This window comes from Actinomadura sp. KC06, from assembly GCF_004348735.1.
GTDB lineage: Bacteria > Actinomycetota > Actinomycetes > Streptosporangiales > Streptosporangiaceae > Spirillospora.
In genome coordinates, this window is the sequence record NZ_SMKT01000193.1 from 1 (window position 1) to 14035 (window position 14035).

Annotated in this window: 14 protein-coding genes; 7 read left to right on the forward strand and 7 right to left on the reverse strand. The window is 69.4% G+C overall.

Annotated features, from left to right (window positions below; all coding sequences use genetic code 11):
* Window positions 1–184: 184 nt before the first annotated feature.
* The 4 genes from E1287_RS37075 to E1287_RS37090 form a co-directional block, all read right to left on the reverse strand.
* Window positions 185–613, reverse strand: coding sequence for a hypothetical protein (locus tag E1287_RS37075; protein WP_131969960.1), 429 nt, complete (start codon window positions 611–613; stop codon window positions 185–187).
* Window positions 614–701: 88 nt separating this feature from the next.
* Window positions 702–1961 carry a wax ester/triacylglycerol synthase family O-acyltransferase gene (locus tag E1287_RS37080; protein ID WP_243719697.1) on the reverse strand — a complete coding sequence of 420 codons (1260 nt, stop codon included), beginning with the start codon at window positions 1959–1961 and terminating at the stop codon, window positions 702–704.
* Between the two features lie 70 nt (window positions 1962–2031).
* A complete protein-coding gene (locus E1287_RS37085; protein WP_131969962.1) occupies window positions 2032–3039 on the reverse strand; it encodes a 3-oxoacyl-[acyl-carrier-protein] synthase III C-terminal domain-containing protein in 1008 nt (335 codons plus the stop codon).
* Window positions 3036–4496 (reverse strand): cytochrome P450, encoded by a 1461-nt coding sequence (locus E1287_RS37090; protein ID WP_131969963.1) that lies wholly within the window; start codon window positions 4494–4496, stop codon window positions 3036–3038. The genes E1287_RS37085 and E1287_RS37090 overlap by 4 nt, the downstream gene beginning before the upstream one ends.
* A gap of 214 nt (window positions 4497–4710) precedes the next feature.
* Between E1287_RS37090 and E1287_RS37095 the strand changes: the two genes are divergently transcribed.
* The 4 genes from E1287_RS37095 to E1287_RS37110 all read left to right on the forward strand — a co-directional run bounded on the left by E1287_RS37095 (window position 4711) and on the right by E1287_RS37110 (window position 8298).
* On the forward strand, window positions 4711–5517 hold the full coding sequence (locus tag E1287_RS37095) for an SDR family oxidoreductase (protein ID WP_165969389.1): 807 nt from the start codon (window positions 4711–4713) through the stop codon (window positions 5515–5517).
* 143 nt (window positions 5518–5660) lie between these two features.
* Entirely contained in the window at window positions 5661–6746 is a 1086-nt protein-coding gene (locus E1287_RS37100; RefSeq protein WP_131969965.1) for a 3-oxoacyl-[acyl-carrier-protein] synthase III C-terminal domain-containing protein, read from the forward strand.
* A gap of 119 nt (window positions 6747–6865) precedes the next feature.
* Entirely contained in the window at window positions 6866–7747 is an 882-nt protein-coding gene (locus tag E1287_RS37105; protein WP_131969966.1) for an SDR family NAD(P)-dependent oxidoreductase, read from the forward strand.
* Window positions 7748–7800: 53 nt separating this feature from the next.
* Complete coding sequence (locus tag E1287_RS37110; RefSeq protein WP_131969967.1) at window positions 7801–8298, forward strand: GNAT family N-acetyltransferase; 498 nt, start codon at window positions 7801–7803, stop codon at window positions 8296–8298.
* Between the two features lie 11 nt (window positions 8299–8309).
* On the opposite strand, the gene E1287_RS37115 is transcribed toward E1287_RS37110, so the two are convergent.
* Window positions 8310–9308 (reverse strand): zinc-binding dehydrogenase, encoded by a 999-nt coding sequence (locus E1287_RS37115; protein ID WP_131969968.1) that lies wholly within the window; start codon window positions 9306–9308, stop codon window positions 8310–8312.
* Window positions 9309–9420: 112 nt separating this feature from the next.
* Here E1287_RS37115 and E1287_RS37120 point away from each other — a divergent pair, with 112 nt between their 5' ends.
* The 3 genes from E1287_RS37120 (at window position 9421) to E1287_RS37130 (ending at window position 10926) form a co-directional block, all read left to right on the forward strand.
* Complete coding sequence (locus E1287_RS37120) at window positions 9421–10047, forward strand: TetR/AcrR family transcriptional regulator (RefSeq protein WP_131969969.1); 627 nt, start codon at window positions 9421–9423, stop codon at window positions 10045–10047.
* Window positions 10048–10143: 96 nt separating this feature from the next.
* Window positions 10144–10482: a hypothetical protein gene (locus E1287_RS37125; protein WP_131969970.1), complete on the forward strand. Its 339-nt coding sequence runs from the start codon at window positions 10144–10146 to the stop codon at window positions 10480–10482.
* A 21-nt stretch (window positions 10483–10503) separates the two neighbouring features.
* Window positions 10504–10926 (forward strand): thioredoxin domain-containing protein, encoded by a 423-nt coding sequence (locus E1287_RS37130; RefSeq protein ID WP_207934687.1) that lies wholly within the window; start codon window positions 10504–10506, stop codon window positions 10924–10926.
* On the opposite strand, the gene E1287_RS37135 is transcribed toward E1287_RS37130, so the two are convergent.
* Window positions 10894–12489 carry a hypothetical protein gene (locus tag E1287_RS37135; protein WP_131969971.1) on the reverse strand — a complete coding sequence of 532 codons (1596 nt, stop codon included), beginning with the start codon at window positions 12487–12489 and terminating at the stop codon, window positions 10894–10896. The genes E1287_RS37130 and E1287_RS37135 overlap by 33 nt on opposite strands.
* Before the next feature lie 166 nt (window positions 12490–12655).
* Window positions 12656–14035: hypothetical protein (locus E1287_RS44305; protein ID WP_165969390.1), on the reverse strand; the 1380-nt coding region annotated here is incomplete at its 5' end.

A 14035-nucleotide genomic window follows, 5' to 3' on the forward strand; every position in this document is an offset into this window, starting at 1 on the left:
TCCCCCACCTGCGCCGCCGCGTCCTGAACGACCGCCCCGCCACCTGACCCGTCCCGAGTTGGCCCGTCCCCGCGTTGACCTGCTCTCCGAGTTGGCCTGCCCTCCGAATTGGCCCGTCTCCCGAGCGGACGTCTGGGCTCCGGGGGCGGGTGGCAAAGAAGCCGTCCCTCCTTGCCCGTTGTCGCTATGGGCCGGTGATGTCGGTGATCGAGTTGGTGGCTTCGCCGGCTGCGCGGGCGGGGGCGGCTGCCGCGCTGGGGCTGGTGCCGGGTTCGGTGGTGGAAGGCGTACCGGTCAGGTGGTCGGTGGCGGGCCCGGACAGGGACTGGGTGGCTTGTTGTAGCTGGTCGGTGGCGGGCAGGCCGGGCAGGTGGGAAAGGCTGCGGCCGACCAGGACCTCGGCGAGGCGGATCCTGGCGAAGCCGACCGTGTCCAAGAGACTGTGGTGCAGGTTGTCGATCAGGTGGGCGGCGATGGCCAGGGGCAGTGCCAGCAGGCTTCCGCCGGGCAGCGCTTGCGGAAGGTCGGCGGCTGCGTCGCCGAGCGTGTCGGACGTCTCGCCCGCGGGTGCGCTGCCGGGGGTGGGCAGGGCGGTGGTGGCCGGCAGATCCATGGCCGGTTCCAGCGGCGGGTCTGATGGCAGTGGAGTGCGGTGTGGGTTCTCCATAGCGTCCCCCTTATCGATCGTGTCGGACGAGCCTTCAGCGCCGTGTCATCTGCGCGGTTGCGTCGTGTAGTTCGGTGAGCGCGTCCTGGATGAGATCGGGGAACTGATCGACGTCGGGAAGATCACCGTTCATCCCGCAGCCGATGGTGATGCCGGTGCTGCTGTGCACCGCGTTGAAGTAGGCGCCGATTCTCCAGGGCAGCGGCGGGACGATGAACAAGTCGATCGCGTCGGGTATCTCGAAGGAGTTGGCGGGGAGCATGGTGAACACTATGTGGCCTCGCGTCAGTATCGAGGCCATGGGATCGGTCAGCCGCATCACCGATTCGACGATCCGGGCCGGTGGGAAGCCGAGCCCGTCGACGAACGACTGGTTCCTGCGCAGGCTGATGACGTGTTTGAGAGATACCGCTTCCCGTATGGCGAGGAGCCGCCGATATGGCGACGGCTCGTCGCCTGGCAATACGAGGGGCATTATGCCGGAGTGGGTTCCAAGACCGCCGTTTCGGCGTCCGTCGCCGAAGCTGGTCGGCATGAAGACGTTGAAAGCGCGGGGCCGCCGGTGCGGCCCGCCCTTGCGGCGGGGGTTCCAATGGTGCATCGCACCGGTGACCGCGGCCAGCGTGACCTGAGCGGGGCCGCAATCGGTGCGGGCCGCGATTTCCTGGACGGTGTCCAGATTCAGGTGGGCGACGCGAAACAGCAGGGCGCCCGTGGTGTCCGCGGGGGGCCGCCAGCGTGGGTCCGATGGGTAAGGGCGCAGTTCAGGCAGGGTCCGCAGGATGCCGCAGAGCGTGGATCGTCCCGGGTAGCGGGTGACCGGGGGCGGCCGCAGGGGGACGCCGGTCATGACCGCCCGCAGCGTCGCCATGGCGCTCATGCCGTCCTGGAACGCGTGACTGGCCTGGTAGCACAGCGTGTACTCGCCGGTTTTGTAGCCGTGGAGAAGGTGAACTTTCCAGAGCGGCCGGTCCATCGGCAGGGAGGTGTACCGGATCGCCCGCATTGCGGCGTTGTAGGGGTCGCCTCCCGGAGGCAGGCGATGATACTCAATGTGCTGATCGACGTCGATTTCGTGGTCCGGGACCCATTTCGCCGTGCGTATCCGGCCGGTGCGGCGATAGCGGAGGACGGGAGCGGCGTCGATCGCGGCGAGCACGAACCGGCGGAAATGTTCGTGGGACGGAAGGGCCCCGGCATAGCGTATTCCGGCTCCGATATACCAGTTCGGCTCGTCCAGCCGGTGAAGGACGAGCATGGTGCGATCGACATAGTTCGCTGGTACGGACTCCACGGACAAGTCCCTTCCTTTTCTGCGGGAACGTTGCGGGCGGCGACGAGGGCGGCGCCAGGGCGGTTCTGGGTCACCAGCGCAACAGCAGGGTGCCGCCGCTGATGCCGCTGGCCAGGCCGATCAGCGCGACGAGGTCGCCGGACCGGACCCGGCCCGCGGTGGTGGCGGCGGCGAGCTGCGCCGCCAGCGTGGCGGCCACCAGGTTGCCGTGGTCGGTGATGGTGATCTCGACCTTTTCGAGGGGGACGTCGGCGTACTGGCAGAAGGTCTGAAGGGCCGGCCGGGAGGTCTGGTGCAGGCAGATCGCGGCCAGGTCGTCCCAGCCGACCCCGTGCTCGGCGAGCGGCTTCTCCCAGACGGCGGGGCCGAGGTTTCTGATCGCGGCCGCCAGTTGCAGGGAGTCGACGGTGAAACGGCCGACTCGCATCCCGCCTGAGCCGGTGCGGACCAGGGGCACGATGGCGGCCTGGTAGGCGCTGGAGACGGCCAGGGCGTGGTGGCCCAGGATTCCGGGGGTGGTGCCGGCCTCGACCAGAAGCGCGGCGCCGGAGTCGGACACGGTGTAGGACGGGATCGCGGCGGTGAAGTCGGCGGCCGAGGCCAGGTCCCAGCGGATGGCCGTGCTCGCCAGCTCCCCGCAGGCGATCAGGACGGTGCCGCAGCGTCCGGTGACGATCAGCGCTTCGGCCAGCTCGATGGCGTTCAGCACGCCGTTGCAGGCGTTGCGGACGTCGAAGACGGGGCAGCGGGCGCCGAGCTTGGCCGCCACCATGTGGGCCGTGGCCGGCTCGATCGCGTCGAGCCCGACGCCCGCGTAGATGATCAGGTCGGGGTCGGTGGGCCGCCGTCCGGCCCGGTCCAGCAGGTCCCCGGCCGCGGCCACGGCCAGGTCCGAGGGCATCATGCCCGCGGGCGCCAGGTGCCGGAAGCGCACACCGGTGACGCGTTCGATGACGCCTCGGGGGATGCGCAGGTGCGGGTTGCGGGCGGCGAGTCGTTCTTCGAGGTCGGGGGTGCTCAACAGGGTGTCGGGCAGGTATGCCGAGACGGTGGTGACCCGGGCGTGCGGCGGGTTCATGCGCTCTCTCCGCCTGCGCCGTCCGGCCGGGAATCCGTTCCCGGTGCCCGCCCGGTGGACGCCCGCCCGCAACCCCTGTCGGGCGGGGCCCCGGGTTGTTCGCCCGGCTCGGTTGGGAGACGGTCGGCGGGGCCGCGTGGTTCGGCGGTGATCAGGCATCCGTTTCCGGGATGGAGGCTGAAGACGATCCGGTGGATCGGCTCGTCGCGCGTCTCGACCGCGCGCAGCGTCACGCGGTGGGCCAGGACCTGCAGGAACGTGGTGATCTGCAGCAGCGCCAGGTGCCGGCCGACGCAGAGCCGCGCGCCGGCGCCGAACGGCATCCAGCTGTGCCGGACCAGCCGGTCGCCCAGGAAACGCTCGGGCCGGAACACGTGCGGGTCGGTGAAATATCGCGGGTTGTGGTGCAGCGGACGGGGCGCCACCACGATCCCGGTGCCCGCCTCGATCCGGTACCCGCCCAGGTTGAGCGGCTCCCGCACCGTCCCGAGGGGGATCACGCCGGTGGGCGGACGCTGCCGCATCGCCTCGGAGGCCACCGCGGTGGCGTACGCGTCGCCCTCGCCCGTGACCGCCTCGTCGGTCAGCCGGTCCAGCGCCCGCGGGTTCCGGACGAGCCGTTCCACCGCCCAGGCGAGCCCCAGGCTGCTGGTGATCTGACCGGCGAACATGAAGCTGATGGCCTGGTCGACCAGCGCGGCGTCGGTCAGCCCGGCGCCCTCGGGCGTGCGCGCTTGCATCAGGGTGCCGAAGATGTCGTCGCCGCACTGCCCGCGACGGCGGCGAGCGATCTCCTGCTGGACGAGCCCGCCGCAGTGCGCCCGCGCCCGGTAGAACGCCGGCCACACGCGCATCGCCCCCGCCCGCCGCAGCGCGAACCGGACGGTCGTCCGCTCCGACGCCCCCACCCGCATCAGCGCGGCGACCGGCGGCGACCAAGTTCGCATCGCCTGGTCGTCCAGGCTGAAGAGCATGCGCAGCATCGCCCGCAGGACAGCGTCCTGCACGCGGGGGAGCAGCGCGAACGGTGTTCCGGGCGCGGGGAAGGCGTCCACCATCGCCTCGGCCACCGCGGCGACGTCGGCGCGGTGCCGCCGGATCGCCTTGACGCCCAGACCGGGCAGCATCAGCTTGCGCAGCCGCTGATGCTCCGCCCCCTCCTGGGTGAACACCGACCGCGGCCCCCACAGGACGGCGGTCGGACGCGCGTTGAACGACGCCAGACCCGGTTCGGCGGCCAGCGCGGTGCTGATCAGCTCAGCGTCGCGCAGCACGGCCACCCGTCCGACGCCCGGCGTCCACAGGGTGAAGATGTCGCCGTAGCGGTCGAAGGCCCAGTCGAACTGCTCGACACGGAGCAGGAAGGCGTGCCACGCCCGCGGGTTCCACCGGCTCGGGCCGGGCACCGGACAGCCCGGCCCGGTGAGCGCCGCGGACGCCCCGTCATGTGTCGCCATAGGTCCATCCCTCCATTCGTTGCGCGGAGGCGGTCGCGCGGAGGCGGACCGCGTGACGCATCGACGCGGCGCTAACCGTCCCGGAAGGGCATCCGCTCGCGGCGGCCACTCCTGTCAGGACTTCGCACCACCAATGCACCATGCATTCAATTGACTACTATGTGTGACTATAGGGGCAGTAATGAACCGTCTACAGCGCGTAAAGGACACACCCATGCGACTGACCGGAAAGACCGCTCTGATAACCGGCGCGACAGGAGGACTCGGCCAGGCCATCGCCCGCACCCTCGCCGCCCACGACACCCGCACCGTCCTGACCGGCCGCGACACCGCCGTCCTCGCCGAGCTCGCCGCCGAGCTGAACGGCCAGGTCGTCACCGCCGACATCACGAATGACGACGACATCGCCCAGCTGATGAGGCAGGCCGGGCCCATCGACATCCTGATCGCCAACGCCGGCGTCACGGCCCCCGGGCCGCTGACCCACTACACCCTCGACGACATCGACACGGTCCTGGACGTCAACCTGCGCGCCCCCATGAGGATGGCGCGCCTCGCCGTCGAGCAGATGACCGCCCGGGGCACCGGGCACCTGGTCTTCATGAGCGCGCTGGGCGGCCGGATCGCCGTCCCCCGGATGGCGCTCTACTGCGCCACCAAGCACGGGCTGCGCGGCTTCGCCCACGCGATCCGCGCCGATCTGGCCCCCCGCGGCGTCGGCGTCTCGGTCATCTGCCCCATCTTCGTCCGCGACGCCGGCATGGTCACCCGCCTGCCGTCGCCGCTGCCCTCCTACTTCCCGACCTGCACGGCCCAGCAGGTCGCCGACGCCGTCTGCCAGGCCATACGCGACGACACAGCGGAGGTCGTGGTCGCGCCCTGGTACGTACGGCAGTTCACCCGCTTGGCGGGAGTCTCCCCGGCGATTCCCGTCCAGTTGCACCGTCTGGTCAGGTCCGCCCGCCACGCCCAGGCCGCCTGCGACGGCCTGGCCCGCCGCCAGACGTCCCACCTCCTTTGACCGAGCCCCCGCCACGGCGTGACGGCGCGACGACCGCCGTTCGCCGCCGTCCGCCCGCACCGACCTCTGCCAACGCCATGCGGCCGTCTCTCGGCCATGAGCGTCCGATGCCTTCCATGAAGACCCGCCAGTAGAGGACCTCCATGTATGCGCCCGGCCAGAGCCAGATCCTTCATGCACGCGTCGACCTACCACCGCACCAGTACGACAACGCCGAAGCAATCGCGGCCGTCAAACGCCTGATCTCCGCTGCCGAACGTCCACCCTGCAGTGACGGGCTGATCCGGCGGATCTTCACCAACTCCGGCGTCCGCACACGCCACACCAGCCTTCCGCTGGAACAGCTCGGCCGGCGCTCCTCCACCCGGGCGCTGGCGCAGCAGCGGCAGGCGGTGATCGAGCAGAGCGTGGCGGCGATCCGCGGCGCTCTCAGCGAACTGGCGACGCCTCCGGACCAGGTCGACCTGCTGGCGACCACGACCTACACCACGCTGAGCGCACCCCACGTGGACGTCGAGATAGCCACCGCCCTGGGACTGCGCACCGACGTCCAGCGCATCGGCATGCCGCCCGCCGGTTGCGCGGGCGGTGCCGCGCTGATCGGACGGATACACGACCACATGCGCGGTCACCCGGACCACCTGGCGGTCGGCGTCGTCTGCGACCTGCCCTCGATCCTGCTCGGCACTTCGCCGATGACCTTGACCAGGGTCGTGGAGTGCTCGCTGTTCGGCGACGGCTGCGGGGTGATCGTGATGGCCGGAGCGCGCCGCGCCGCCGCCGTCCACGGAACAGGTCCGCGCATCCTCGACACCTACAGCTCCTTCATCCCCGGAACCCGGCACATGGTGGGCTGGCTCGTCGAAGAGCACGGCCTGCGCACCTTCCTGGAGCCAGGCATCGGGGACGCCTTCGAGGAGGCGGCGCCGGCAGCGGTCGGCACCCTCCTGGCACGCCACGGCCTGGGGACCGCCGACATCGGAGCCTGGCTCTGCCATCCCGGCAGCGCCAAGGTCCTCGACCACGTCGCGCGCGGACTCGCCATCGACCCTGACGCCTTCCAGGTCTCCTACGACGCCCTGGCCCGCACCGGCAACATGGTCGGCGCGTCGATCCTCCACGTCCTCCAACGGGTGGACACCGCCAATGTGCCCAGGGGCACCCGGGGTGTCCTCATGGCCTTCGGGCCGGGCCTGAGCTGTGAACTGTCGCTGCTCCAGTGGCCCTGAGCTCCGACACCGGCGAGCTCCTCTGGACGCACGATCCGATCACCCCTGGGAGAACCGATGATCATTGACGACCGTCCGGCGGCGAGGATGCCGGCGCCGGCCGACCGGGACGCGGGCCCGTGAACGAGACGATCAGCCTGGTGACGGGCGCGACGTCCGGGATCGGCAAGGAGACCGCGCGAGCGCTGGCCCGCCGTGGCCACCGGGTCGCGATCATCTGCCGCAACCCCGACAAGACCAGGGCCACGCTGGCCGAGCTGCGAAACAGCGCTCCCGGCGCCGTCATCGAGCCCTTTCTCGCCGACCTGTCCGTCATGTCGGACGTCCGGCGGGTCGCGGGTGAACTCCGGGACCGGTACGCGGCCATCGACGTCCTGGTCAACAACGCCGGAATCCACGACCTCCGCCCGCACGTCACCTGCGACGGCTTCGATCGCATGGTCGCCACGAACCACCTTGGTCCGTTCCTGCTGACGAATCTTCTCCTCGAACCGCTGAAGGCCGCACGCGGACGGGTCGTCATGGTCGCGTCCGAGACGTACCGCATCGCCTACCGGGTGGACGTCGAACATCTGGCCGACCCTGTCGACTACCCCTGGTGCGAATCCATCCGCGCCTATGGACGCACCAAGCTCTACAACATCCTGTTCGCCCAGGAACTGGCCGCCCGGCAGACCGAGGTGACCGTGAACTCCATGTGCCCGGGCCCGGTCGCGTCCGACATCGTGCGCGACGTCCCGCTGATGGGCCGGGCGGCCCGCATCGTCGCCCGCACCCCGCTGGTCAGGACCCCGCTGATCAGCGGGGCGGCCCAGGGCGCGAAGCCCGCCGTCCGCCTCGCCACAGATCCCGAGTTCGACGGCCGCGGCGGCCGCTTCTACAGCTCCGTCCCGGGCCTTCACCTCTTGCCCGCCACCCGCACCCGGCGCGACCAGATGCTTCAGCGCCGCGTGTGGAACCGATCGGCCGAACTCGTCGGATGCGTCGTCCCGGGGCCATGATTCCGGCTATCGCCGCCTCCGGCACCGGTCCGCCCGGTGGGTAGATTGGCCGGATGATCGAGGTTCGTCCCGCCCGGCCGGAGGACGGGGACGCGCTCGGCGAGATCCATGCCGCGTCCTGGGAGGCGTCCCACGCGCCCTTCTTCCCGAAGGAGTTCGCCGCGCAGGCCGTCGCGAGCAGACGCACTCGGTGGCACGAGCGGATCGCGGACGGGACGGGGACGATCCTGCTCGCCGAGCTGGACGGCCGCCCCCTGGCGCTGTCGCTCACGCGCCCGTCCCCGACCCGGCCAGGTCTCGCAGAACTCTTCGCCTTCTACTGCCACCCCGACGGCTGGGGCGGCGGCATCGCCGCCACGTTGATGACCGACACGCTGCGTCGACTCAGGGACGACGGATTCGCTCGCGTACACCTGTGGACGCTGCGCGACACCCCGCAATCTCGCCGCTTCTACACCAAGTGCGGGTTCGTTGAGTCCGGTGCCGCACGTCCTTTCGACTATGGCGACGGCAACTCTGTCGATCAGGTCGAATACGAGCGATCCTGCTGAGCCTGGTTGGTTCAGGGGAGAAGTGCCAGTTTGCCCACCGTGGCCCGAGCTTCCAGCTCGGTGAGCGCTTTGGGGCCTTCGGCCAGGTCATACACGGTGGGCTGGCCGGGGCCGAGCACCCCGGCGGCGAGGAGCCCGAACAACTGGCCCATGACCTCGCCGAAGATTTCCGGAGCGGCCTGGATCAGGATGCCGATGTTCAGGCCGATGACGTGGATCTGGTGCTTGTAGACAAGGTCCCAGTTGGTGATCGCGGATTCGCCTCCGGCCAAGCCGTAGACGACGACCCGTCCGGTGACCCGTTTGGTCGCGGCCATGCTGGCGTCCAAGCCAGGACCTCCGGCCGACTCCAGGACCAGGTCGGCGCCCGCGCCTCCCGTGAGAGCCAGGACCTCGGCGGTGAGGCGGGCGTCGCGGGAGTCGAGGACCTGGTCGGCGCCCAGAGCCCGGACCACCTCGTGCTTGCCCGGCGAGGCCGTGGCGATCACCGTCGCGCCGAAGTGCTTGGCCATCTTCACGGCGGCCTGCCCCGTCCCGCCGGCCGCCGCGTGGATCAGCACGGTCTGACCCGCGGTGAGCCCGCCCAGGGGCTTGAGCGCTGCCAGCGCGGTCGGCCAGTTCACGACCAGGCCCAGCGCCTGCTCGTCCGTCCATCCCGCCGGTACGGGAAGCGCGGCGGCCGCGGGCAGCACCATGTACTCGGCGAAGGCACCGCCTCCGATGGCGACGCCGATGACGTGGGCACCGGGCTCCAGGTCGGACACCCCGTCGCCGACAGCGATGACCTCACCGGCGCCCTCGATGCCCGCCAGATACGGCGGCTGCGGACCGCTCGCGAACGTGCCGCGGGCCTGTGAGACATCGACGAAGTTGACACCGGCAGCGGTGACCCGGATCAGGATCTCGCCCGGCCCGGGGCTCGGTACCGGCGCGTTGGAGATCAGGCGCAGGTCCTGCGGGCCGTCCAGCGACGTCTGCTCCAGGGCGCGCATGGTGGAGAGGATGCTCACGGCGGCCGCCTTCCTATTTGTTTATCGAACGGCCAACAAATCGTGGCATGACGCCGGAACGCGGGTCAAGGTAAAGTTGATCGAACGACAAAGAAATCTCGGAGGACGCTGGATGGCTGCTCGCGGCAGGCCGCGCACGTTCGACCCCGACACCGCCCTGCGCACGGCGCTGGGCCTGTTCTGGGAGCGGGGCTACGAGGGCACGTCGCTCAACGACCTCGCGCAGGCCATGGGAATCGCCTCGGCCAGCATCTACGCCTGCTTCGGCAGCAAGCAGGAGCTGTTCCGCAAGGTCATGGCGCTCTACGGCACGACCTCGGGTGGACGCCCCCGGAGCGCGCTGCGCGAACACCCGTCCACGCGTGCCGCGATCCATGCCATGCTGCGCGCCACGGCCGACGAGATCACCCGTCCGGACGCGCCGCACTACTGCATGCTCATCCTGGCCGCGCCGACCGGCGCCGAGGAGAACCACGAGGTCCGGGAGTTCCTGGCCGAGCTGCGGCGCGACATGCTCAGCACCGTCAGGGACCGGCTCGTCCGCGGCGTCACCGACGGCGACCTCACCGCGCCGCCCGCCGCCCTCGACGCCATCGCCCGCTACTACACCACGGTGGTGCAGGGCCTATCCGTCCAGGCCCGCGACGGCGCCACCCGCGACGAACTGGAAGCGGTCATCACCTGCGCCATGGCCGCTTGGACCACCCTCACCTCCACCCCCTCCCACTCGGCGAACTAGAGAACCCTCGGCGGACGCGCCGTCCGGGCCATCCGGCAAACCATCCAGACTCGCCTCGTCTGGGGCGGGCACCGTCGCTCAACTTGAGTTTGAGTGATGCAGGCACGTTCGGTTTCGCCTCCTGCGTCCTGCTCGGTGCCCGACCAGGCCGCCGCCCTCGCCGAGATCGCCCGGATCCTGAAGCCCGTCGGCCAACTGCGGTTCCTCGAACACGTCCGCAACCCCCGCACCGCCCGGCGGCGCGTTCAGCGGACCCTGGACGCCTCCGGCATCTGGCCGTGGTTCGGAGGCGGCTGCCACTGCTCCCGCGACACCCTCACCGCCATCAAGAACGCCGGCTTCGCCACCGGCCACGTTGACACCCTCACCAGCGCCGACACCGGCGTGCTCTTCCGGACAGCCCCGCAGATCCTCGGTGCCGCCACCCGCGCGTGACCCCGGGACAGGAGCCGCATCGTGAACACGACCGCGCTGACCGCGCTGACCGAGGCCGACTTCGACGCCGAACTGGCCCGCGCGGCCGAGCCGCTCCTGGTCGACTTCTGGGAAGGCTGCGGGCCCTGCAAGGCCCTGGTGCCCGTGCTGGAACAGATCGCCGCCGAGCCCGCCGGACGCCTGCGCGTCGCCACCGTCCGCCTCGACGACACCCCCCGGGCCTGGCCCGCCGCTTCCAGATCATGGCCCTGTGTGGGTTCGGTGCTGCAGGGCGTGGTTGGGTTGGTTAGCGAGTCTGATACGACCCGTAAGAGGGATGCCGCGGCACTGCAGCGCGTCTCCTGCAGGGTTGACGCCGGTCGCGGCGAGAGCGATGGCCGATGCTGGGTTCGGTTGCTACGCCTGAAAGGGTCAGTCGATTTGGATTGGGTCGCTTTGGGGTGACCAGATTGTGTTGCCGAAGGGGTCGATGGCTCGTATGGAGTAGGTGTGCGTGCTGCCGTTGGGCAGGCCAGTGTCGTTGTAGGTCATCGGCTGCAGGTTCCAGAATCGGGACCGTGCTTCGGTGGTATGGGTGACGGTGTTGCCGCGGAGGAGTTCGTATTTCAGGTTCTTGTTGTCGCGGTCCCAGGTCTGGGTCCAGTCGATCTTGACGGTGCCGGTGGTCCCGGCGGGTTGGCTGACCGTCGGTTTGGCGAGTGATACCGGCTTGTCGGTGTCGGTTGTGACGGACATGGTCCCGAATCTGGTGAGGCCTTGTTGTGGCTGGCTGTTGACTGCGGTGAATTCCCCGCCGACCCACAGGTAGTGGCCGTTGTTGTCCAGAGCTCGGGGGCCTTGATGGTCGGGCTCGGTGCCGTTGTTGGTGTTGGGGAACCAATGCAGGATGGCGGGGGTCTCGGTGGCGGGCTTGGTGGGTTCGGCCAGCAGGCGTTGGGCTGGGTGTTCGGTTAGTTCGGGGAAGCCGTCGGGTTGGGTGCTGCAGTCGTGCGCGTGAGAGCCGCTGTAGAGGACTCCCGCGAGCAATGTGAGCGCTTGAGTCGCCCCGCGGCAATTGTCGATCCAGCGCAGTTCCCCGTCATCGGGGTTGAGGGCGAGCCGCCCGTCGAAGGTTCCGGCGCCTTCTGCGCTGGCGTAGACCGTGTCGTCGTCGGTCACCAGGTCGGTGACGTGCGACTGGCGGGTCTCGGAGAAGTAGTCGACGCCGGTCGCCCATGGTGCGCTGGTCCCGGTGGCATCGGTGTGGACGGCGCCGAGACCGTGCGGAGGGTTGCCGTTGACCTGTTTGAAGTAGCCGCCGAGGACGACGCGGCTGCCGTCGGGCGAGACGACCATGGCGTGCACGCCGCGGTCGGCGGTGGGGGCCCAGGTGGTCAGTGCGCCGGTGGCGGTGTCGAAGGCAGCCAAGCGCTGGCGAGCGGCACCGTCGATCGCGGTGAAGTAGCCGCCGGCGTACACGGCGGTGTCACTGACGGCGAGGCCTCTGACGGCATTGTTGAGATCGTGTGAAAAGGAGTTCAGGGTGCCGTCGGGCAGATTGAAGGCGGCGATCCTCTTGCGCGCCTGGCCGTCGACTTTGGTGAAGTCGCCGCCGATGTACAGTTTGCTTCCGTCGGGTGAGGCTTTCAGTTCTCGTACGGCGTCGCAGTTCCATTGATTGTTGCCAAGGTTATCGCAGCCTTTTTGTGGATTAGTCGACGTAAACGGGACGCCTTCAGCTGCTGGGCTCCACGGTAGCGGCTCTCCAGTGGCGGCATTGAACGCGGCGAGATTCTGGCGTGGGATTTCGTGGGGGTCGCCGGGCTGGGTGCCGGGCGGGCGGATGTGGTCGAAGTTGCCGCCGACGTAGGCTGTGTTGCCGACCATGGCGATGGACCATATGACACCGTCGGTCTGCCAGGTCGGCAATGCGTCCGCGGTGACGGTGACAGGCTCGCCTAATGAGGGCGAGGTATCCGCCTTCGCGGACTGGGGTGTCATCGCGATGAGGGAGATGGTGACCAGCATTGTGGAACCCAAGCCGGCTAGCACGCGGCGATAACGGCCACGGAGTTGACGTGGGTTCTCTGCGTGAGCGGCACTCAATTGAATGAATCCCTTGCTTGTCTGTCTTCATCAGTTAGAGATCGTCCGTTTGAATAGGCAGAGGGGTTCTGCCGGGGCAGTTGAGGCTTCATGTGGGGCTCGACTTGCTCGGCTGACCGGTTTGGACGGGGTCGCTTGCGCGGGATTGGGTGGTGTTTCCGTAGTGGTCGGTGGCGCGGATCGAGTAGGTGTGGGTAGTGCCGGGGGCGAGTCCGGTGTCGATGTGGGTGAGGGTTTTCAGGTCCCAGAATTTGGAGGATGAGTCGAGGGTGTGGATGACGGTGGTGCCGTCGCGGATGACTTGGTAGGTGAGGTTGTTGTTGTCGCGGTCCCAGGTTTGGGTCCATGTGATCTGAAGGGTGCCGGTGGTGCCGTCGAGTTTGGTGACCACCGGTTTGGTGAGTGGTTCGGGTGGGTTGGTGTCGTTGGTGACGGTGAGAGTGCCGAAGCGGGTGAGTGATTGCTGGGGTCGTTGGTTAACGGCGGTGAAGTCGCCGCCGACCCAGAGGTAATGGTCGTTGCTGTCCATGGCGCGGGGGCCTTGGCCACCATCGGGGCCGGCGTTGGTGGTGGGGAACCAGTGCAGGATGGGCGGGGTGTCGGTGCCGCTGAGTTGGGCGGGTTCGGCGAGGAGGCGTTGGTAGCCGTCGATGGCGGGAAATCCGTCGGGTTGGCTGGAGCAGTCGTGGGCGTGGGAGCCGCTGTACAGGATGCCGCCGATGAGGGCGATGGCTTCGGTGCCGCCCTTGCAGTTGTCGATCCAGCGCAGGTGTCCGCCGTTGGGGTCGATGGCCAGGCGTCCGTCGAAGGTGTTGGCGCCGGCGGCGCTGACGTGGATGGAGTCGGTGGCGGTGTCGGCGACAAGGTCGGTGGCCCAGGAGTGGCGGGTGTCGGTGAAGTAGGGCAGGCCGGTTTGCCAGGGGGCGCTGGTGCCGGTGGTGTCGGTGCGGACGGCGCCGAGGCCGTGTGGGGGGTTGCCGTTGATGGTGTTGAACTTGCCGCCGATGATGACCTGGGTCTGGTCGGGGGAGAGGGTCATGGTCATGACGCGGCGGTCGGCGGCCGGGGCCCAGGGGGTGAGGGCGCCGGTGGCGGCGTTGAAGGCGGCCAGGCGCTGGCGGGGGGTGCCGTCGACGGTGGTGAAGATGCCTCCGGCGTAGAGGGTGGTGTCGGTGGCGGCGAGGGTTTCGACGGCGGCGTCGACGTTGTGCCGGAAGCCGGTGAGGGTGCCGTCGGGCAGGGTGAAGGCGGCGATGCGGGTGCGTGGCTCGCCGTTGACGGTGATGAAGCTGCCGGAGACGTACAGGGTGCGGCCGTTGGGGGCGGCGTGCAGGTCCTGGACGATGTCTTGCTTGCCGGGGACGGCTTGGACGTCGGGTGCCCAGGGGAGCGGTTGGCCGGTGGCGGCGTTGAAGGCGGCCAGGTTGTTGCGGGGCAGTTCTTGGGGGTTGCTGGGGCTGGTGCCGGG